This is a genomic window from Actinomadura sp. NPDC049382 (genome assembly GCF_040677125.1).
Classification (GTDB): Bacteria; Actinomycetota; Actinomycetes; order Streptosporangiales; family Streptosporangiaceae; genus Spirillospora; species Spirillospora geliboluensis.
This window is the reverse complement of sequence record NZ_JBFARO010000015.1, coordinates 28,465-48,066: the sequence shown is the minus strand read 5'-3', so window position 1 is coordinate 48,066 and position 19,602 is coordinate 28,465. Positions and strand designations below refer to the sequence as shown.

Genomic DNA, 19,602 nt, shown 5'->3' with positions numbered 1-19,602 from the left:
CCGTGGGGAGGTGCGCCGCCGTCAGCCCTGCTCGGGAGGCGGCGGCGCGGTGCTCTTGCGGACGACGAGGCTGGTCGACAGCTCCAGCCGCGTCGCGACCGGCTCCCCGTTGCGGATGCCGAGGATGATCTGCGCGGCGGACTCCGCCATCTGCCGCAGCGGCTGGTGGACGGTCGTGAGCGCGGGGCTCGCCCAGGGCGCCACCGCGACGTCGTCGTAGCCGACCACCGACAGGTCGTCCGGGACGCGCAGCCCGTGCACCCGCGCGGCCTCCAGCACGCCGAGCGCCTGCAGGTCGCTCCCGGCGAAGATCGCGGTCGGCCGGTCGGGCCGGCCGAGCAGCTCCATCGCCCGCTCGAAGCCGCCGTCCACGTGGAAGTCGCCGTAGGAGACGTACGACGGCTCGACGTCCAGCCCGGCCATGCTCATCGCGGAGCGGAAGCCGTCCAGCCGCGCGACCGAGCACAGCATGTCCGCGGGCCCGGTGATGATCGCGATGCGCCGGTGCCCCTGGTCGATGAGGTGCCGGGTCGCCGCGAGGCCGCCGGACCAGTTGGCCGAGCCGACCGACGGGACGTCGGGCTCGGGGTCCCCGGCGGGGTCGATGATGACGAACGGGATCGAGCGGGACCGCAGCCGCTTCTTGTACTCCGGCGGCATGCTGGAGAACAGCAGCACGACGCCGAGCGGGCGGCGGCGCAGCACCCCGCTGATCCACTCGGGGCCGGGGGAGTGCCGGGTGCCGCTCTCGGTCAGCACCAGGCTCGCGCCGTTGGCCTTGGCGACGCTCTCCACCCCGCGGATCAGCTCCATGGTCCACAGGCTCTCGATCTCGTGGAGGACGATCTCGATGAGCGGCGCGTCGGGGCCCGACCGGGAGCCGCGCCGGTAGCCGTGGTGCTCCAGCAGGCGCTCCACCCGGAGGCGGGTCTTGCGGGCGACGTCCTCGCGGCCGTTGAGCACTTTCGAAACTGTCGAAATGGAGACGCCGGCCTGATCCGCCACTTGGGCCAGGGTCACCCGGCCGGGTTCGTCCTCCTGCTGCATGCTGGAAGCATAAGGATCTCGGCGGCGGCTCCGAAAGCCGGTACCCGCGCGGAGACGCAGATCACTGCCGCGCGTAGCGCTCGACGGCGGCGATGAGCAGGTCCTCCGCGAGGTCGTAGACCCGGTCGACGTCCTCGGCGGTGCCGGTGAACCGGCCGTTGGCCTCGGACGCCGCGAGCCCCAGCCCGATCGTGTCCAGCAGCCGCTGCAGCGGCGGGACGACGTCCTCCGGCACCCCGGCGCTGCGCAGCATCGCCTGCACCGCGTCGCGGGCCCGCCGGGCCTCCCCGGTCACGGTCGGCCGCGTGAACAGCAGCAGGAACACCGCCGGATGGCGCCGCGCGACCTCGCGCACCCCGGCGCCGAACGCGCGGAGCCGGTCCTGCCAGGGCAGCGCGGGGTCGTCGTCCGGCAGTTCCCGGATGAGGCGCTCGACCAGGCCGTCCAGGAGGCCCTGCTTGTCGCCGACGTACCGGTAGAGCGCCATCGGCGTCACGCCGAGCCGGTCGGCGACGCCGCGCATGCTCACCGCGTCGAGGCCGCGCTCCTCGGCGAGGTCCAGGGTCGCGTCCAGCACCTCCTCGCGGGTGAGGCCGCGGGTGCCGCGACCGCGCGGCGCGGGGGTCTTCATGACCGGCAGTCTAGCGGTTAATATACGCCGTATATCTACGCCGTATATTAACGAGAGGTCCGGACCCATGCCCCCTCGCCAGCCCCCTCGCCGGCGCCCGGCCTGGACCCTCGCGGTCGCCTCGGCCGCCGGGTACCTGCTCGTCCTCGACCTCGTCGGGGTGAACATCGCGCTCCCCGACATGCGCCGCGGCCTCGGCGCCGGCCTCGCGGAGGTGCAGTGGGCGGTCGACGCCTACGCGCTCGCGCTCGCCGGGCTGCTGCTCACGGCGGGCGCGCTGGCCGACCGGCTGGGCCGCCGCCGCATGCTGCTCGGCGGGCTCGCCGCCTTCACGGGCGCGTCCCTGGCCTGCGGGCTCGCGCCGTCGGCGCCCGTGCTGGACGCCTTCCGCGCCGTGCAGGGGATCGGCGCGGCCGTGCTCTACGGGACGGCGTCGCCGCTGCTCGCGGCGGCGTATCCGGCGGGCCGCGGCCGCAACCGGGCGCTCGGGGTGTACGCCGCCGCGGCGGGCGCCGCCATCGCGACCGGCCCGCTGGTCGGCGGCGCGCTCACCGGGCTGCTCGGCTGGCGGGCGATCTTCTTCCTCAACGTGCCGGTCGGCGCCGCCGCGTTCGCCGTCGCCGCCCTGACCGTGCCCGAGTCGCGGGACCCGCGGCCCCGCCCGCTCGACCCGGCCGCCGCCGTGCTCCTGACGGCGGGCCTCGGCGGGCTGCTGTGGGCGCTCATCGAGATCCCCCGGCTGGGCTGGCACGCGCCCGGCGTCCTGCTCCCGGCTGCGGCGGGCGCCGCCGCGCTCACCGTCCTCGTACGGCGCCGCGTCCCCGAACCCATGATCGACCTGTCGCTGCTGCGGGACGGCCTGTACACGGCGAACGCGTCCGCAGCGCTGTTCTCGCACGCCGCCGGCACCGGGTCCCTGGCCTACTTCTCGCTCTACGTGCAGGGCCCGATGGGCACCCCGCCGGCGCAGGCGGGCCTCTGGTTCCTCACCTACAGCGCGCCGGCGCTGGCCGCGCCGCTGCTGCTCGCGCGGGTCGCGCACCGCGTCCCGTCCGCCGCGCTCGTGGCGGCCGGGCCGCTGCTGACCGTGCTGTCGACGCTGCTGCTCGCCGCGACGTACCGGACGGGCTCGTGGCCCGCGATGGTGCCGGGATTCGCCCTCGGCGGGCTCGCGGCGATCGGCAACCTGGTGTCCAGCCAGGTCGCCCTGGAGGCGGCCCCGGCCGAGCGCGCGGGCGTCGCCGCCGGGATCACGAACACCGCCAAGCAGCTCGGCATCGCGGTGGGCGTCGCGGTCCTCGGCGTCCCCTACGGCCTGGCCGGGGTCGGCGGGATGCTGCTCACCGCGGCGGCGCTGGCCCTGGCCGGCGCGCTTCCGGCCCTCTACCTCCTGAGCGCCAGCCGGTCGAGGCGCAGGCCGGTGAAGGCGCCCGCGGTCACGCCGCGCACCCGCTCCGACCAGACCAGGTGATCGTGGGCGGACCACAGCGGCATCGCGGGCATGTCCCGCAGCATCGCGCTCTCCGCGAGGCGCGCGGGGATCACCCCGTCGTCGGCGGTGGCGGCCTTCTCGGCGTCGGCGACGAGGCCGGTCGTGTAGGCGTCGTCGAACCCGGTCCCGGCGGCCAGCAGCGGGGTGAGCGCGGCGACGGGCGCGGGGTAGGCGGCCGTGGTGTGGACGACGAAGGGGCCGTCCACCTCGCGGCCGGCCACGGCCTCGCGCAGGCCGGTGACCGGGCGGGGGCGCGCGTCGAGCTCGAGTTCCTTGCGGAGCTGGCCGGCGACCGCCCTGACCCAGGCGTCGTCGCCCCGGTCCGCCTCGTACCAGATGTTCAGCGGCCCCGTCAGCCCGCCCGCGTCGGAGAGCGCGGCGACGGCGGCCTTCGAGTCGTGCACGCACAGCCGGCACTGCCCCTCGCGGCGGCCGGGGAGGATGCCCGGCGCCATGAGGGAGTCGGCGGGGGAGTACTGGTGCCCGAGCGCCCCCTCGGTCACCGCGGACCGGTCGATCGCCATCGACAGCGCCGACCGGACCGTGGGGGACGCCAGCCGCTCCGCCCACGCCGGGAACGCCAGGTACGTCACGTCCCGGCCGGGGACGGCGCGGTGCCGGTCCCCGAAGTCGGCCTCCATCGACTCGTGCCGGTCGGGCGGCACCTGCGTGGCGACGTCCAGTTCGCCCGTGGCCGTGGCGCTGTACTGCGCCTTCGCGTCCGGCATCACTTTCACGGCCACCGAGCGGCCCTTGCCCGACCGGGGCCGCAGGACGATCTCCCGCGCGCTCCGCGACGCCACCGTGAACGGGCCGTTCCCGACCGGTCTCCGCCCATAGGACGCCCAGTCGCGCGATGTGAGGACGCTGTCCGGGAGCGGGAAGAACGCGGGGTCGCCGAGGAGGGCGGGGAATCCGCTCAGCGGACGGTCGAGCGTCACCTCGAAGGCCAGGTCGTCCTTCACCGTGAGCCCGGCCACGCTCTCCGCGCCCCGCCGGGCGCCCTTGACGTGCGCGACGTCGGTGAACAGGCGCGCGCCCGCCCAGCCCTCGCGCAGGGCGGCCGTCCAGGCGCCGGTGAACGAGCGGGACGTGACGGGCGAGCCGTCCTGGAACGTCGCGCCGGGCCGCAGCCGGACCGTCCACACCCGCCGGTCCGGGCTGGTGACCGACGCGGCGGCGGCGTTCGCGGGCGCGCCGGTCTCCGGGTCGTAGGAGACGAGGCCCGTCCACACCGCGTTCGCGATCATGCGCCCGGACGTGTCGCGGACGTCGCCCGGCAGCAGCGTCGCCGGGGCGGCGGCGCCGACCGCGATCCGCGGGTCGGCGGGCTCGCTCCACGCCCGCAGGGCCGCGACGGGGGCCAGCAGCACCACCACCGCCCCGGTGACCAGGGCCGCGGTACGCGTGGAACTCTTCATGCCTCTCCTGGGAGCCGGAGCCGGCCGACGCCGCGAGCGTAGAGCAGCCGGACAGGTCCCACCAGTCCTTACGGTCCTGAGTCCATTTCGTGACCGGCCGCCTGTTGATCAAGCACGTGGCCGCGGTCACACTGGCGCTTGCGATGATCCTCTTCCGTGGAGGCGCGATGCTCCCCCGCACATCCATCCCCGCCGGGCGCCTGATCCAGGGCGGCGTGGCGGTCGCGGCGTCCGTGGCGCTGCTGGCCGGCAGCGCCTGGGCATGCCCGCCCGAGCCCGAGAACCAGACCACCCAGGCCGCGGGGCAGGCCGCCCAGGCGGAGGGGACCGGCGGCCACGCCGGGCACTTCCACCGGGCGGACGCCGCGGCGACCGAGAAGTCCGAGGCGGTCAAGGGCGTGCGGCGCGTCGGCGGCGTGACCGACGCCAAGGGCGCCATCTCCCTGATGTTCATGGACTACGGCCACGGCCGGCACAAGCGCACGATCATGTACGCGACCGGCGACTTCGGGCTGAAGGCCTACGACATCACCGCCGACCCCAAGGTCCCCAAGCTGGTCGGGCAGCTGAACATGCCCGGCATGTGGGAGACCGAGGACACCGACTTCGACCCCAAGCGCAAGATCATCTACCTGTCCCGGGACCCGCGCGCGTTCGGCGGCAACACCCGGACCGGCGAGTCGGGCATCTACGTCGTGGACGCGTCCAAGCCGGAGAGCCTGCGCCAGATCACCTACGTCAAGGTCCCGGCCGGGCACACCACGACGTGCGTGAACGACTGCAAGTACCTGTGGACGGGCGGTCCCGCCAAGGCCGACTGGATGCCCGCCGACTGGGGCGGCCGCCCGGTCTGGGTGACCGACGTCCGGAACCCGGCCAAGCCGAAGGTCCACCAGGACCCGATCGACACCGGCCGCAACGACGGCAAGACCGACTACACCCACGACATCCAGGTCGACTCCAACGGGGTCGCGTGGGCGTCCGGGCGCGGCGGCGTGCGCGGGTACTACACCACCGGCCGCCACTACGACCCGGTGGCGAAGAAGTGGCGGAAGGCCACGGCCGTCGACCCCGTCCCGTTCGCGGGCGGTGGCCTCGACGAGGCCACCACCAACTCCACCTTCATGCACAACAGCTACCGGGCGGTCGGCGGCACGCGGAACCAGGCCGCCGACCCGCGCAGGTGGGGCAACGGCAAGCTGCTGTACATCACCGAGGAGACCTTCAACGACGGCTGCGCCAACGACGGGCTGCTCGTCATCGCGTCGCTGGAGGGCTCCTACGGCGGTGAGGGCTGGCGGTCCACGCCGGAGAACAAGTTCCGCCTGCACACCGTCGGGACGTGGGGCGTGGCGGGCAAGGAGGGCAGCGACCCCACCAGCACGGACTGCTCCGCCCACTACTTCGACGTCCGCGACGGCGTGATCGTCCAGTCGTTCTACTCGCAGGGCACGCGGTTCCTGGACGTCCGCGACCCGACGAACCCCCGGCAGGTCGCCTACTACCGGCCGGCGGACGCCGCGTCCTGGCAGCCCTACTGGCACGGCAAGTACGTCTACGTCGCCGACAACACGCGCGGCGTCGACGTCCTGGAGCCGACCTTCCGCTGACACCGCGGCACTCGAAGGCCCGCCCCGGCCAGGGGCGGGCCTTCGCCGTCACAGCGCCGGTCTGTATCAAGGCCGCTCGTATGGGTCCCGTCGTGTCAGCGCCCGTCGTGTGAGCGCTTGTCGCCGGGGTGGCGGGCGGTGCGCTCGGCGGCCTGGACGGCGGACCCGGCGGCCCGGCGCAGCTGGTGCCCGGCCTGCTGGACGACCTGGGCCGGCCGGGCGGGCAGGTGCCGCTCCGCGCCGCGGTGCCGCCGCCAGTGCTCCCGGGCGCGGGCCCGGTGCTCGACGCGCAGGTTCTCGATGAGGCGGTCGACGTCCATCGACACCTCCCCGTACAGCGGCCACAGGTCCCCGGCCGCGGCCCGCCCGTGCAGCTCCCGGCGGAGCCGGGCGCGGCGCTCGCGGGCCACGTCCACCCGCACCTCCAGGTCGTGCTCGGCGTGGAACGGGCGGGCGTCGCGGGCGAGGTCGGAGCGGGCGAGGCGGCCGTAGGCGGCGATGCTCGCGGCGATCCCGGCGAGGGCGTCGCCGAGTTCGCGGCGCAGCAGCGGGTCGGTCATCAGCCGGCCCCGCTCGCCGAACCGCTCGTCGTCGGCCAGCGACCGGGTCAGCCCGCGCAGCGAGAGCATGCAGTGCTCCATGGTCTCCATGGCGTTGCGCAGCGCGACGCCGGCGTCCACGAGCCGCCGCGCCCGCGGGTTGAGCCGGACGCTCTCCTCGGCGGCGCCGAGGTCGCGGTCGGTCCGGCCGATCTCGCGGGCGAGCCGCTCGGCCTCCTCCTGCCAGCGGGCGGCCTCGCCCGCGGTCCGGTCGCCGCGCAGCCCCTCGGCGATCTCCTCGATCAGCGTCCGCAGCTTGCCCGAGATGTCCTCGACGGCCTCCTCCGCCGGGCGGACCCGCACCGAGGGGACCAGCAGCGTCGCGGCCAGCCCGGTGGCGGCGCCGATCAGCGTCTCCAGCACCCGCTCGGCCGCGCCCGCCTCGCTGGCCGCGCCCAGCGCGAAGATCAGCATCGCGGAGATCGGCACCTCCAGCACGTGTTCGCCGAGCCGCAGGACGTGCCCGATGACCAGCGCGGCGAGGATGGTGAGGCCGAGCGTCCACCAGGAGAACCCGATGGTGCTCGCGGCCATCACCGCGACCAGCACCCCGGAGGTGACCGCGGCGACCCGCAGGATGCTCGCCTTGATCGTCCCGACGACGGAGAACTGCACGACGAGCAGCGCGGTCAGCGGGGACAGCAGCGGCTGCGGCCCGCCCGCCGGCAGCACGGCCGTGGCCAGCACGAACGCCAGCACGGCGGTGAGCGTCAGCCGGGCGATCTTGTAGGCGGTGGACTGCACCTCCGTCGCGACGCGGAGCGGCGGGCGGCGGGCGCGGCGGCCGTCACCGGATGCGCGGTCGCCCGCACGGGAGCGGCGGCGCTGGAACGGGAGCGACATGCCGGGAGTCCTTCCCGCACGCCGGCAATATTGCGGCAAAGTCCCAGAATGCGGGTCAGATCACGTCCGCCGGCGGGCCCGGAACGCGGCGACGTTCGTCCGGTTCGCGCACGCCTCCGAGCAGAACCGGCGCCGCCCCGCGCGGGACGTGTCGGCGTACACCCGGTCGCAGCCGTCGGCGGCGCAGACCCCGGTGCGGCCGAGGCCGTGCTCGACGATCAGCTCGGCGAGGTTCATCAGCGTGGTCGCCCGGAACCGGTGGGTGAGCCGGGACGAGGGCGGTGCGTAGTGCATGTGCAGGCCGTGCGGCTCGTGGTCGGACAGGTGCGGATGCATGGGGATCTCCAGCATCAGCCGGTTGAGCAGCGCCGTCGCGTCCTGCAGCCGCTCGGCCTCGAAGAACGGCCGCAGGATGCGGCCCCAGGCGCGGAAGTCCTCGGCGTCGGCGTCCTCGAACTCGCGCCAGAAGAACTCGTTCTCGCGCAGGATGCGGCGCAGCGCGTCCGCCGAGGCGTCCCCGCCCGCGCTGGTCACGGCGTTGACCAGCGCGGCGGCCGCCGATACCCCGTGGCTCTTGTAGCCCGTGACGCCCATTACCCCTGCCTCCGGTTCACCCTGACGTCTGTAAATGTTATCTTGGGTACAACCCTTACAGACGTCCCTGGGGATGCGCCGTGGAATGCCCGCGCTGTGGCTGGCCCGAGTCCGATGTGTACGAGGTGCTGTCGCGGCACCTGACCTCCGAGGGCGTGGTGACCTACACCCGCTGCGCGTGCGGCCGGCTGCAGATGCGCGTGCAGCGGTTCGACGCGGGCCCCGTCGTGGCCGCCGGCCGCGCCGCCGGCGCGCCGCCGGACCGCCTCTGACCGGCCCTCTTCCAACCGGACCGTCCCTGACCGGACCGTCACAGACCGCACCGCACCTCCCTCAGTGGCGCCAGCGGGTGGCGGCGGCGATCTCCTCCGGGGTCGCGCCGTCCAGCAGGTCGATCTCCCCGCGCCGGACGGTCGCGACCGTGTCGACGACCGCCTCGCCGAGCGCGTCCCGCAGCGCGGCGTCCGCCTCGAACGCCGCGACCGCCGCCGCGAGCGAGGCCGGCAGCGGCGTGATGCCCCGGGCCGCGCGCTCCTCCTCCGCCAGGCCCGCGGGGTCGGTCTCCACCGGCTCGGGCAGCCGCCGGTCGGCGCCGAGGCCGTCCCGCCCCGCCGCGAGCAGCGCCGCCAGCAGCAGGTACGGGTTCGCGGCGGCGTCCAGGCACTTGACCTCCAGGTTCGCCGCCGTCGCCCGCTCGCCGTCGGCGCCGGTGATGAACCGCAGCGCCGCCTCCCGGTTCTCCAGCCCCCAGCACGCGAACGCGCTCGCCCAGTGCGACGGGATCAGCCGCAGGTAGCTCGCCACCGTCGGCGCGCCGACCGCCAGCAGCGCCGGGAGCCGGTGCAGGATCCCCGCCGCGAACGACTCCCCGGCGGCCGTCATCCCGTACGGGCCGGAGCCGCCCGCCATCGCGTTCGCGGGGCCGTCCGACCCGCCCTGCCGCCACAGGCTGAGATGCACGTGGCAGCCGTTGCCGACCGAGTCGGCGTCGACCTTGGGGGAGAACGACGCGGCCAGGCCGTGCTCCATCGAGACGGCCCGGACCGTCTCCCGGACGAGCACGGCGGTGTCGGCCGCGCCGAGCGGGTCCTCGGCAGCCACCGACACCTCGTACTGCCCGGCCGCATACTCAGGGTGTAGCTGCACGACGGTGACGCCCGTTTCCTTCAGCGCGTGCAGGACGTCCCGCAGGTAGCCGGCCAGCTCGGTGACCCGCGTCATGCCGTAGGCCGGGCCCTTGCACGCGGGGACGAACGCGTCCCCCTCGCCCTTCGACACCGCCCACTCGATCTCGAACGCGGCCTTCACCGACCAGCCCCGCGCGGCGAGCCGGTCGGTCTCGCGGCGCAGCAGGGCCCGCGCGTCCAGCGGGTGCGGGGTGCCGTCCTGCGCGTACCGGAGCGCGGGCGCGTGCGCCCAGCCGGGCAGCGCCGCCATCGGCACGAGCCGCTCCAGGACGGGATGCAGCCGCAGGTCGCCGGTGGGCCCGCCGATGTACCGGCCGGAGACGATCGAGTCGTCCAGCAGGAACACGTCGAACACCGGCGACATCCCGACGCCCCACGCGGCGGCGTGCTCCAGCCGGCCCACCGGGACGGTCTTGGTGCGGGTGATGCCGCTGACGTCCACCCAGGTCAGCGCGACCGCCGCGATGCCCTGCCCGGACAGCCGGCGGGCGGCCTCGGCGGCCCGCCCGCCGAGCCGCGCCCGTTCGCGCCCGTCGAGCGCGTACGCGTCGGGGCCCGGGTCGCCGGGCGCGGTCTCGGAGGTCTGTTCCACGGTGCTGGCTCCCGGTCGGAGTGGCGGCGGAGGAGGCGGGCACGGCCTGTAAGGGCCCGTAAGGGCATCGTAGGGAGAACACCGGCTTGTTTCAGGGAGGCGGGCGCCGTGCTGGAGTACCTGGAGTCGCTGCCGCTGGTCGACCACCACTGCCACGGCGTCCTCGGCCGCGACCTCGACCGGACGGAGTTCGAGGAGTCGCTCACCGAGGCGGAGACGTCGGGACCGCCCGGCGTGAGCATGTTCGACACGCAGGTGGGGTTCGCGCTGCGGCGCTGGTGTCCGCCCGTCCTGGACCTGGACGCGCACGCCGAGCCGGGCGACTACCTCGCCCGGCGGGCCGAGCTCGGCGCCGCCGAGGTCAACCGGCGGTTCCTCGCCGCGGCCGGCCTGGACGCGCTGTACGTCGACACCGGCTACAGCCCGGAGGCGATCCTCGACCCGCCCGAGCTCGGCCGGCTCGCCGGGGCCGCCGCCCACGAGATCGTCCGGCTGGAGACCGTCGCCGAGCAGGTCGCGGCGGACGGGGTGGAGGCCGCGCGGTTCGCCGACGAGGTCCGCGCCCGGCTCGACGCCCGCATCGACGCGGGCGGCCCCGCCGGCGCGAAGTCGATCGCCGCCTACCGGGCCGGGCTGGAGCTGTCCGGGGAGCGGCCGTCCGACGCGGAGGCGGCGGAGGCGGCCGGGCGGCTGATGCGCGCGGCGGAGGAGGCGGGGACGGCGCCGCGCGTGTGCGACGAGGTCCTGCACCGGTTCCTCGTCTGGTGCGCGGTCGACGCCGGGCTGCCCGTCCAGTTCCACGTCGGGTACGGGGACGCGGACGCCGACCTGCGCCGCGGCGACCCGCTGCTGCTGATCGGGCTGCTGCGCGCCATGGACCCCGTCCCCGCGATGCTGCTGCACAACTACCCGTTCCACCGGCACGCGGGCTACCTCGCCCAGGTGCTCCCGAACGTGTACGTCGACGCGGGGCTCGCGACGCACAACCTCGGGCACCGCTCGCCCGCGCTGATCGCCGAGCTGCTGGAGCTGGCGCCGTTCGGGAAGGTGCTGTACTCCTCGGACGCGTTCGGGCTCGCCGAGCTGTACCACCTGGGCGCGCTGCTGTTCCGGCGCGGCCTCGCCGGGTTCCTCGCGGGCGGGGTGGAGGACGGCGCGTGGGCGGCCGCGGACGCCGAACGCGTCGCGGGGCTGGTCGCGTCGGGCAACGCCCGCCGCGTCTATGGTCGGTGATGAACGCGATCTTCTGGGAGGAACCGGCATGGCCGCACGTGCACGCCTGCTCGTCATCGGGGGCGACGCCGCCGGGATGAGCGCCGCGTCCCAGGCCCGCCGGCGGCGCGGCCCGGACGAACTGGAGATCATCGCCGTCGAGCGGGGGCACTACGCGTCCTACTCGGCGTGCGGGATCCCGTACTTCGTCGGCGGCGTGGTCGGCGACCTGGACCAGCTCATCGCCCGCACCCCGGCCGAGTTCGCCGAGCGGGGCATCGACCTGCGGATGCGCACCGAGGCGGTGGAGATCGACCCGGACGGCGGCCGGGTCCGGCTCCGCGACGTCGACGGCGGCGGCGAGCGCTGGGAGTCCTACGACGACCTGATGATCGCGACGGGCGCCGTGCCCGTCCGGCCGCCGCTGCCGGGCGTGGACGCGAAGGGCGTGCACGGCGTCCAGATCCTGGACGACGGGGTCGCGATCGTCGAGGGCCTCGAAGAGCGCGAGGCGCGCCGCGCCGTCGTGGTCGGCGGCGGCTACGTCGGCCTGGAGATGGCCGAGGCGATGGTGATGCGCGGCCTGGAGGTGTCCCTGGTGGACGCCGCGGAGCAGCCGATGGGCACGCTCGACCCGGACATGGGCGCGACCGTCGCGGACGCGATGCGCGGCCTCGGCGTGAAGCTGTACTTGGGGGAGCCGGTCGAGGGCTTCGACACCGGGCCGGACGGGTACGTCACCGCCGTCCGCACCGGGAGCCGCACGCTCCCGGCGGACCTCGTCGTCCTCGGCCTCGGCGTGAAGCCGGAGACGGGGCTCGCCCGCGCGGCGGGGATCGCGACCGGCCCGACCGGCGGCGTCGTCACCGACCGGCGGATGCGGACCCGGACCGAACGGGTGTGGGCGGCGGGGGACTGCGTCGAGAGCCGCCACCTGGTGTCCGGCGGTCCGGCCGCGATCCCGCTCGGCACGCACGCCAACAAGCAGGGCCGGGTCGCCGGCATCAACCTCGGCGGCGGCTACGCCACCTTCCCCGGCGTCCTCGGCACCGCCGTGTCCAAGATCTGCGACTGGGAGGTGGCGCGGACCGGGCTGAACGAGCGGGAGGCGGCCGCCGCCGGGTTCGCGGCGGTGACCGCGACCGTCGAGTCCACCACCCGCGCCGGCTACCACCCGGGCGCCACCGAGATGAAGACGAAGCTGGTCGCCGAGCGCCGGTCGGGCCGGCTGCTCGGCGCGCAGATCGTCGGGCGGGAGAACGCCGCCAAGCGCATCGACGGCCTCGCCATCGCGCTGTGGAACCGGATGACGGTCGAGGAGATGACCGGCCTCGACCTCGGCTACGCGCCGCCGTTCGCGCCCGTCTGGGACCCGGTGCTGGTCGCCGCCCGCAAGGCCGCCGACGCGGTCGAGGCGGACATGCGCGCCGGGTGCTGACCGGTTTCCTGATCGCTTTGTCGGTGTTCTCCCTTAACGTGTGGCGCCATGAGCACGACGGGGCCGAGGACGGCCGACGAGAACACCTGGGAGACGCCGGCCGCGTGGCGGGGGCTGATCCATCCGCGCCGCGACCGGTCCCCGCGCCGCCCGGCGGTGCGGTCCGACGACGCCGCGCTCCGCCAGGCGCGGGCGCTGCTGGACGCCGTGCGCGGCCGCGTCGAGGAGATCCTGGCCCTGCCCGGCACGACGCCCGCGCTGGCCGAGCACGCCCGCGCCTACCTGGGCGGCGCGCCCGACCCGCTCGGCGCGGCGGTGGCCGCCGCCGTCGCGGTGTCCGAGGGCGGGCTGGTCGAACTCGGCGGCAAGTCCCCGCTCCTGGACGCCTGGACCGCCGAGCACGGCCTGCCGTTCGCCGCCTGCGCCTACGCGGAACAGCCCGCGATCACGGTCGACTACGTCCAGGCCGGGATCCAGCGGACATGGGCGGGCGTCCGCGACTCGACGGCCTCCGACTACATCGGGGGCTGGTGGGCGCGGGAGGGGGAGGCCCGGCATCTGCGCGCGCTGCTGGCCGCCGCCGACGACGACGTCTACGCCGAGGCGGTCGAGTCGCTGGCGGCCCGCCGGCGGACGTCCCTGCAGCGGCTGGTCGTCTCCTACCTGGTGCCGACCCGGCGGGACTGGGTGGACGAGGTGTGCGCGGACCCCGAGATCGAGGCCATCCCCGTCCACAACGACCTGCGCTGGATGCTGTTCTGCTCGCTCGGCGACCCGCAGCAGGTCGACGCCGACCGCCTCCCGCTCGGCTACCGCGACCGCGCCCTGAGCATCCTCGCGACCCTCATCGACGGCATCGGGCCCGCCGGCGCGGTTCCGCTGCTGACGGGCGCGCTGGACGGCGAGTACCTCGGGACCGACGCCAAGCGGACCATCCTGGGCGTCCTCGCCGTGCTGCCCGTCGACGGGGCGTTCCAGGCCCTGGTCGACCGGGTCGGCGACCGCCACGTCCCGCCCGTGCTGCTGGCCGCCGCCGGGTCCTTCCCCGCACGGGCGATGCGGTCGCTGGCCGCGTCGGCCGGGAAGCCGGAAGTGGAAACGGTCCTGCGGCAGCACGTCCTCACCCACCCGGAACTGCTGGAGGAGATGCTGCCGGAGCTGCCGGAGGAGTCCCGGGCGGCGATCGAGCGACTCCGCGACACCGGCGCCCGGGTCCCGGAGGCGGCGCCCGAGGCGCTGCCGCCGCTGCTCACCGCCCCGCCGTGGACCCGTCCCCGGACGAAGGCCAAGCCCGTCGTCATCAAGGACGTTCCGTCGCCCGGCACGCGCTCGATCGCCTGGGAGCCGGGGGAGCGCGACGCCTGGGATGCCGACCTCCACCACCGCTGGCGCTGGGCGAAGCGCCTGGACTGGAACGTCCAGGCCGCGAAGTTCCAGAAGGGAGAGCTGCCCGCCTTCCAGGAGATCACGTTCCTCGTGGAGGCGCCCGATGAACTGGTGCGCCCGCTGCTCGTCGACTGGCATCCAACCGAGGCGTGGGGGATGGACGAGGCGGGCCCCGTCATCGTGGCCCGCTACGAGCTGGACGCGCTGGACGGCGCCGTCCGCCTGGCGCGGCTGGACCCGACGCACTGCGGCCACATCCTGCTGCCCTACCTGAGCGACGACGTCGCGCGGCTGATGGCCGACTGGCTCGCCCGGCTCAAGCAGGCGGGGAAGACGGCGCGCGCCTGGTTCGGGCGGCACGGTCACGCGGCCGTCCCCGCGCTGCTGCCGGACGCGCTCGGCAAGGCCGGCGCCGCCCGCCGCGCCGCCGAGGGCGCGCTGCGCGCCATCGCCGAGCGGCACGGGGCCGAGGGCGTCGTGGCGGCGGCCCGCGTCCACGGAGACAAGGCCGCCGGGGCGGTCGAGGCGCTGCTGTCCGCCGACCCGCTCGACGTCCTGCCCGCGAAGATGCCGGCCACCGGGGGGTGGTCCGACGCGCGCCTGCTCCCGCAGCTCCTGCTCCGCGACCGCGCGCACGCCCTCCCGGCCGCCGCCGCGCAGCACGTGGTCACGATGCTCGCGATGTCCAAGCCCGGCGCGGAGTACGCGGGGGTGGGCGCCGTCCGCGAGCTGTGCGACCCCGAGTCGCTCGCCGGGTTCGGCTGGGCGCTGTTCCGCGCGTGGGAGGCGCAGGGGGCGCCGCCCAAGGACGGGTGGGCGCTGACGCAGCTCGGCCTGACCGGCGACGACACCACGGTCCGCGGACTGACCCCGCTGATCCGGGCCTGGCCGGGCGGCGGCGGCCACGCCAAGGCCGTCACCGGCCTCGACGTGCTCGCCGCCATCGGCACCGACGTCGCCCTGATGCACCTGCACGGCATCGCGCAGCGCGTGAAGTTCAAGGGCCTGAAGGGCAAGGCGCAGGAGAAGATCGAGGAGGTCGCCGCCGGGCTCGGCCTGACAGCCGAGCAGCTCGCCGACCGGCTCGTCCCCGACTTCGGGCTCGACGCCGACGGCGGCATGGTCCTCGACTACGGTCCGCGCCGCTTCACCGTCGGGTTCGACGAGCAGCTCAAGCCCTTCGTCATGGACGAGGACGGCAAGCGCCGCAAGGCCCTCCCCAAGCCGGGCGCCAAGGACGACCCCGAGCTCGCCCCCGCGGCCTACAAGGCGTTCTCCACGCTCAAGAAGGACGTGCGGACCGCCGCCGCCGACCAGATCCGCCGCCTCGAAGCGTGCATGGTGACGCGCCGCCGCTGGCCGGTGGCCGAGTTCACCGAGCTGCTGGCCGGGCACCCGCTCGTCCGGCACATCGTCCGGCGCCTGGTCTGGCTCGCCTTCGACGGGGGCGGGGACGGCGACGGGGACGGCGGCAAGACGACCGCGTTCCGCGTCGCCGAGGACGGCACGTTCGCCGACGTGGACGACGACGTCCTTATCCTCGCCGACTCGGCGTCCGTCGGCATCGCGCACCCCGTCGACCTCGACGTCGAGCCGTGGGCCGAGGTGTTCGCCGACTACGAGATCCTGCAGCCGTTCCCGCAGCTCGGACGGCCCGTCCACCGGCTGGCGGACGAGCAGCGCGCGTCCGGCCGGCTGGCGGAGTTCGAGGGCCGGACGGTGCCGTTCGGCAAGCTCCTCGGGCTGACGTCGCGCGGCTGGCAGCGCGGCGAGCCGCAGGACGCGGGCGTCGAGTGCTGGATCTCCCGGCGGCTCCCCGGCGGACGGTACCTCACGATCGCCCTCGACCCCGGCATCGCCGTCGGGATCCCCGACGAGTTCCCCGACCAGACGCTGGTGACGGTCGGCCTGGCCGCCCGTCCCGAGCAGTTCTGGCTCAGCACCGAGAACCCGACGGGGACGTTCGCCGACCTCGACCCGGCGACCGCGTCGGAGATCCTCGCCGACCTCGCGACCCTCACCTCCTGACCTCCTGACCCGCTTAGCCCGACCTGCCGACCCGAGAGAGAGCCATGGAACTGCCGAAGGCGCTGCTGGAACCGCCGTGGGCGGCGCGCAAGTCCGCCGCGACCCCGCCGGGCGACGAGCCGGTGCTCGTCGCGGGCCTCGAACCGCCGGGCGGCCGCACGATCCGCTGGGCGCCGGGCGAACGCGAGGAATGGGCCGCGAGGGAGCCCTACGGGTCCTGGCGGGACGGCGAATGGGAGGAGGCCGCCGAGAAGTTCCGGGACGGCCGGATGGGCTACGAGCCCACCCGGGCCGGGTTCCTCGCGGCGGCGCCCGAGCATCTGGCCCGCCCGCTGCTGGCCGGCTGGCAGCCGGAGGTGACGTGGGACTTCGCCCACTCGCTCCGGCCGATCGTCGCGCGCTTCGAGACCGACGCCTGGGACGTGTCGTTCCGGCTCGCCAAGCAGAACCCGTACGGGACGGGCCCGGTGCTGGAGCCGTTCCTGTCCGCCGACGTGGCCCGCCTGGTGGCGGACTGGCTGTACCGGCTCAAGTCGGTGCAGCACCTCGCCGCCGACTGGTTCGCCCGGCACGGCCTGGACGCCGTCCCCTACCTGGTGCCGGACGCGCTCGGCAAGCGCGTCGGCCCGCGCCGCAACGCGGTCAAGGCGCTGCGGACCATCAAGGGCGACGTCGCCGAGGCCGCCCGCGTCCACGGCGACGAGGCCGCCGAGGCGGTCGCCGCGCTCCTGGCCGCCGCACCGCCCGCCGCCGCGCCCGCCCAGCCCCCGTACAAGCCGCCGCCCCTCCCCGCCTGGCTCGACCTGGGCGCGCTGCCCGCCCCGGCGCTGAAGGGCGGCGGGGAACTGCCGCCCGAGGCGCTCCGCACGCTCCTGCTCGCGATGGCCGTGCCGGACGGCCGGGGCATCGACGTCGCCCCGGTCGTGGACGGGGCCGCCGAGGTGTGCGAGCCGGAGGCGCTCACCGCGTTCTCGTGGGCGCTGTTCGAGGCGTGGGAGGCGGCCCGCTTCCCCGGCCGCAGCGGGTTCGTGCTGTCCCTGCTCGGACGGTTCGGCGACGAGGAGACCGTGCGCCGCCTGACCCCGCACATCAAGAAGTGGCCGGGCCAGCCCGGCGGGCACGGCCGCGCCGTGCACGGGCTCGGCGTCCTCGTCGAGATCGGCGGCGACACCGCGCTCACGCAGCTCGACGGCATCGCGCAGAAGGTGAAGTACAAGGGGCTGAAGGAGGAGGCGCGGCGCCGGCTGGCGTTCGCGGCGAAGCAGCGCGGCCTGACCCGCGACCAGCTCGCCGACCGCCTCGTCCCGAGCTTCGGCCTGGACGGCGGCGGCGCCCTCACCCTCGACTACGGGCCGCGCCGGTTCACCGTCGGGTTCGACGAGCAGCTCAAGCCCGTCGTCGCGGACGAGAACGGCAGGGCCCGCAAGTCGCTGCCCAAGCCGGGCGCCAAGGACGACCCCGACCTGGCACCCGCCGCCTACCAGCGGTTCGCGGAGCTGAAGAAGGAGCTGCGCGCTGTGGCGTCCGTCCAGGTCGCCCGGCTGGAGACGGCCATGGTCATGGGCCGGGAGTGGACGGCCGCCGAGTTCGGCGAGTACGTCGTCGGCCACCCGCTGATGAGGCATCTCGCGCGGCGCCTGGTCTGGCTCAGCGGTGACCGGGCCTTCCGCGTCGCCGAGGACCTGACGTTCGCCGACCTGAACGACGACGCGGTGGAACTGCCGGAGGGCGCGGCGGTCCAGATCGCGCATCCGCTGGAGCTGGGCGACACCCTGGACGCGTGGTCGGAGGTGTTCGGCGACTACGAGATCCTGCAGCCGTTCCCGCAGCTCGGCCGGCCCGTCCACACCCTCGCCGAGGGGGAGGGCGCGGACGGCCGGCTCGCCCGGTTCGAGGGCCTGACCGTCCCGACCGGCAGGCTCCTCGGCCTCACCCGGTCCGCGTGGAGCCGGGGCGCGCCGCAGGACAACGGCATCGAGCGCTGGATGTCCTGGACGCTCGCCCCGAACGCGGCCGTGGTGCTCGACCTGAGGCCCGGCATCGCCGTCGGCTACACCGACCTGAACCCCGAGCAGACGATCGAGCACGTCTGGATCGGGAAGTGGGCGGGCGACTACGCGCCGTCCCGCGTCATCGAGAACGGCTTCGCGGACCTCGACCCGGTCTTCGTCTCCGAACTCCTCGCCGACCTGACGTCCCTGACGGCCTAGGCGAAGCGGCTGACTAGGCGAAGCGGCTGACTAGGCGAAGCGGCTGCTCGGCACCGGGCCGGGGGAGCGCACCGCGTCCCTCGGCCCGGCCAGCCAGTGGCCGCGGACGGCGCCGGCCAGCCGGGCGAGCACCGCGTCGGGGTCCGGCGGCGCGCCGTCGTCGTCGACCGCCTCCGGGGCCGCCTGGACGATCTCGGCGGCCAGTTCCTCCACGGGGCGCTCGTCCGGCGGCACGGTCTCGGGCTCACCGCCCGGCGTCATGCGCAGCCGCTCGCCCCACGGCGACTTCACGACCTGGTGCAGGAAACCGGTGACGTCGGCGCTCACCACCGGCGGGTCGGTCCAGCAGGACGCGTGCTCGAACAGCACCTGCCCCTCGGCCCGCTCCCGCAGCCCCTCGACCTCGGTCTCGTTCAGGTCGTAGGCGACGACGAGCGCATCGGGGCGACCGGGCGCGAACGGCTCGGCGGGCAGCCCGAACAGCCGCGCCGCCGCCAGCCCCAGGACCGTGCTCGACCGGTCGGGGAGCAGCCCGACCGACGCCGGCCGCCGGCCCGCCGCGTCCAGGACCAGCCGCAGCCGGTCGAGGCTCCGCCGGCACATCCCGAAACCGTCGGACATGTAGGCGAACCGGCCCGTCATGCCGTCCTCGAACCCGTACGGCGAGATCGTGGCGAGGAGGCTCCCGGTGAGCGCGAAGTGCCAGCCGCGCAGGTCGCGTGCGTCCAGCGGGGCGACGGCCCGCACCGCCGCCGCCCGCGCGATCATCCGGGCGAGCCGGTCGCGGGCGGGCAGCCACTGCTCGTCCTCGGGCGCGGGCAGCCGCCCCGCCTCCCGCCCGGCCCGGTCGACGTCCCCGGAGAACAGCGCGTTGTAGGCGAGCAGGTACCGCGCGGGCCACGGATCGAGCGAATCCACCCGGGGCTCCAGCACGGCGACCGCCTCGGCGTGCCGGTTCTCCCGCTCCAGCGCGGCAGCGAGCTCCATGACCAGCACGGGCTCGCCGGGCAGCAGTTCCACCGCGCGCCGCAGCGGGGGGATCGCGAGGAAGGGGATTCCGCGCTCGATGCACGCGTAACCGAAGTCGTAGAGCTGCTGCGGCCCCTGCTCGCTGGCCATCGCCCGCGCGGCGTCCCGCAGGTCGTCGAACCCGGACAGCTCGGCCGCGCCCTCCATGAGCCGCGCGATCTCGCCCAGTTCCATGCCGCCGGCGTTGAACCGCAGGTGCCGGATCAGCCCGGGGATGTCGCCGCTTTCCAGAAGTGCACGCGCGTCGCTCATGGCGGGCCACGTTACAGCGGCCCGCCCCGTT

14 protein-coding genes are annotated in these 19,602 nt (G+C 75.2%); 7 read left to right on the top strand and 7 right to left on the bottom strand.

Annotated elements, in window-relative coordinates; translation table 11 throughout:
• Positions 1–21 precede the first annotated feature (21 nt).
• Both AB0K34_RS12660 and AB0K34_RS12655 read right to left on the bottom strand, forming a co-directional pair.
• Entirely contained in the window at positions 22–1,047 is a 1,026-nt protein-coding gene (locus tag AB0K34_RS12660; protein WP_138637615.1) for a LacI family DNA-binding transcriptional regulator, read from the bottom strand.
• 61 nt (positions 1,048–1,108) lie between these two features.
• Complete coding sequence (locus AB0K34_RS12655; protein WP_364547885.1) at positions 1,109–1,678, bottom strand: TetR/AcrR family transcriptional regulator; 570 nt, start codon at positions 1,676–1,678, stop codon at positions 1,109–1,111.
• Positions 1,679–1,745: 67 nt separating this feature from the next.
• Between AB0K34_RS12655 and AB0K34_RS12650 the strand changes: the two genes are divergently transcribed.
• Complete coding sequence (locus AB0K34_RS12650) at positions 1,746–3,149, top strand: MFS transporter (protein ID WP_301176531.1); 1,404 nt, start codon at positions 1,746–1,748, stop codon at positions 3,147–3,149.
• On the opposite strand, the gene AB0K34_RS12645 is transcribed toward AB0K34_RS12650, so the two are convergent.
• A complete protein-coding gene (locus AB0K34_RS12645; protein WP_301176532.1) occupies positions 3,062–4,591 on the bottom strand; it encodes an ABC transporter substrate-binding protein in 1,530 nt (509 codons plus the stop codon). The genes AB0K34_RS12650 and AB0K34_RS12645 overlap by 88 nt on opposite strands.
• A gap of 167 nt (positions 4,592–4,758) precedes the next feature.
• On the opposite strand from AB0K34_RS12645, the gene AB0K34_RS12640 reads away from it, so the two are divergent.
• Positions 4,759–6,201, top strand: a complete 1,443-nt coding sequence (locus AB0K34_RS12640) for a hypothetical protein (protein WP_301176533.1) — start codon at positions 4,759–4,761, stop codon at positions 6,199–6,201.
• Positions 6,202–6,296: 95 nt separating this feature from the next.
• Here AB0K34_RS12640 and AB0K34_RS12635 read toward each other — a convergent pair whose 3' ends face one another.
• Together AB0K34_RS12635 and AB0K34_RS12630 are read right to left on the bottom strand one after the other, a co-directional pair.
• A complete protein-coding gene (locus AB0K34_RS12635; RefSeq protein WP_301176534.1) occupies positions 6,297–7,643 on the bottom strand; it encodes an aromatic acid exporter family protein in 1,347 nt (448 codons plus the stop codon).
• Between the two features lie 60 nt (positions 7,644–7,703).
• Positions 7,704–8,237 (bottom strand): CGNR zinc finger domain-containing protein, encoded by a 534-nt coding sequence (locus tag AB0K34_RS12630; protein WP_138637609.1) that lies wholly within the window; start codon positions 8,235–8,237, stop codon positions 7,704–7,706.
• A 125-nt stretch (positions 8,238–8,362) separates the two neighbouring features.
• On the opposite strand from AB0K34_RS12630, the gene AB0K34_RS12625 reads away from it, so the two are divergent.
• Positions 8,363–8,509, top strand: a complete 147-nt coding sequence (locus AB0K34_RS12625) for a hypothetical protein (RefSeq protein WP_301176535.1) — start codon at positions 8,363–8,365, stop codon at positions 8,507–8,509.
• 61 nt (positions 8,510–8,570) lie between these two features.
• Here AB0K34_RS12625 and AB0K34_RS12620 read toward each other — a convergent pair whose 3' ends face one another.
• Positions 8,571–10,016: a glutamine synthetase family protein gene (locus tag AB0K34_RS12620; protein ID WP_205719330.1), complete on the bottom strand. Its 1,446-nt coding sequence runs from the start codon at positions 10,014–10,016 to the stop codon at positions 8,571–8,573.
• Between the two features lie 108 nt (positions 10,017–10,124).
• Between AB0K34_RS12620 and AB0K34_RS12615 the strand changes: the two genes are divergently transcribed.
• Genes AB0K34_RS12615 through AB0K34_RS12600 form a run of 4 tightly spaced genes read left to right on the top strand, consistent with a single transcriptional unit; the run spans position 10,125 to position 18,290 of the window.
• The gene (locus AB0K34_RS12615) at positions 10,125–11,249 is read left to right on the top strand and encodes an amidohydrolase family protein (protein ID WP_138637607.1); all 1,125 of its coding nucleotides are present in this window, start codon (positions 10,125–10,127) and stop codon (positions 11,247–11,249) included.
• A 28-nt stretch (positions 11,250–11,277) separates the two neighbouring features.
• Positions 11,278–12,666, top strand: a complete 1,389-nt coding sequence (locus AB0K34_RS12610; RefSeq protein WP_138637606.1) for an FAD-dependent oxidoreductase — start codon at positions 11,278–11,280, stop codon at positions 12,664–12,666.
• Between the two features lie 48 nt (positions 12,667–12,714).
• Complete coding sequence (locus tag AB0K34_RS12605) at positions 12,715–16,080, top strand: DUF4132 domain-containing protein (RefSeq protein WP_138637605.1); 3,366 nt, start codon at positions 12,715–12,717, stop codon at positions 16,078–16,080.
• A 44-nt stretch (positions 16,081–16,124) separates the two neighbouring features.
• Entirely contained in the window at positions 16,125–18,290 is a 2,166-nt protein-coding gene (locus AB0K34_RS12600; protein WP_301178012.1) for a DUF4132 domain-containing protein, read from the top strand.
• Positions 18,291–18,320: 30 nt separating this feature from the next.
• Here AB0K34_RS12600 and AB0K34_RS12595 read toward each other — a convergent pair whose 3' ends face one another.
• On the bottom strand, positions 18,321–19,571 hold the full coding sequence (locus AB0K34_RS12595; protein WP_138641521.1) for a hypothetical protein: 1,251 nt from the start codon (positions 19,569–19,571) through the stop codon (positions 18,321–18,323).
• Between the last annotated feature and the right edge of the window lie 31 nt (positions 19,572–19,602).

Bases quoted from the DNA above. Each gene is read 5' to 3' on its own strand.
- AB0K34_RS12660 (WP_138637615.1), bottom strand. From the start codon at position 1,047: ATGCAGCAGGAGGACGAACCCGGCCGGGTGACCCTGGCCCAAGTGGCG.
- AB0K34_RS12655 (WP_364547885.1), bottom strand. From the start codon at position 1,678: ATGAAGACCCCCGCGCCGCGCGGTCGCGGCACCCGCGGCCTCACCCGC.
- AB0K34_RS12650 (WP_301176531.1), top strand. From the start codon at position 1,746: ATGCCCCCTCGCCAGCCCCCTCGCCGGCGCCCGGCCTGGACCCTCGCG.
- AB0K34_RS12645 (WP_301176532.1), bottom strand. From the start codon at position 4,591: ATGAAGAGTTCCACGCGTACCGCGGCCCTGGTCACCGGGGCGGTGGTG.
- AB0K34_RS12640 (WP_301176533.1), top strand. From the start codon at position 4,759: ATGCTCCCCCGCACATCCATCCCCGCCGGGCGCCTGATCCAGGGCGGC.
- AB0K34_RS12635 (WP_301176534.1), bottom strand. From the start codon at position 7,643: ATGTCGCTCCCGTTCCAGCGCCGCCGCTCCCGTGCGGGCGACCGCGCA.
- AB0K34_RS12630 (WP_138637609.1), bottom strand. From the start codon at position 8,237: ATGGGCGTCACGGGCTACAAGAGCCACGGGGTATCGGCGGCCGCCGCG.
- AB0K34_RS12610 (WP_138637606.1), top strand. From the start codon at position 11,278: ATGGCCGCACGTGCACGCCTGCTCGTCATCGGGGGCGACGCCGCCGGG.
- AB0K34_RS12605 (WP_138637605.1), top strand. From the start codon at position 12,715: ATGAGCACGACGGGGCCGAGGACGGCCGACGAGAACACCTGGGAGACG.
- AB0K34_RS12600 (WP_301178012.1), top strand. From the start codon at position 16,125: ATGGAACTGCCGAAGGCGCTGCTGGAACCGCCGTGGGCGGCGCGCAAG.
- AB0K34_RS12595 (WP_138641521.1), bottom strand. From the start codon at position 19,571: ATGAGCGACGCGCGTGCACTTCTGGAAAGCGGCGACATCCCCGGGCTG.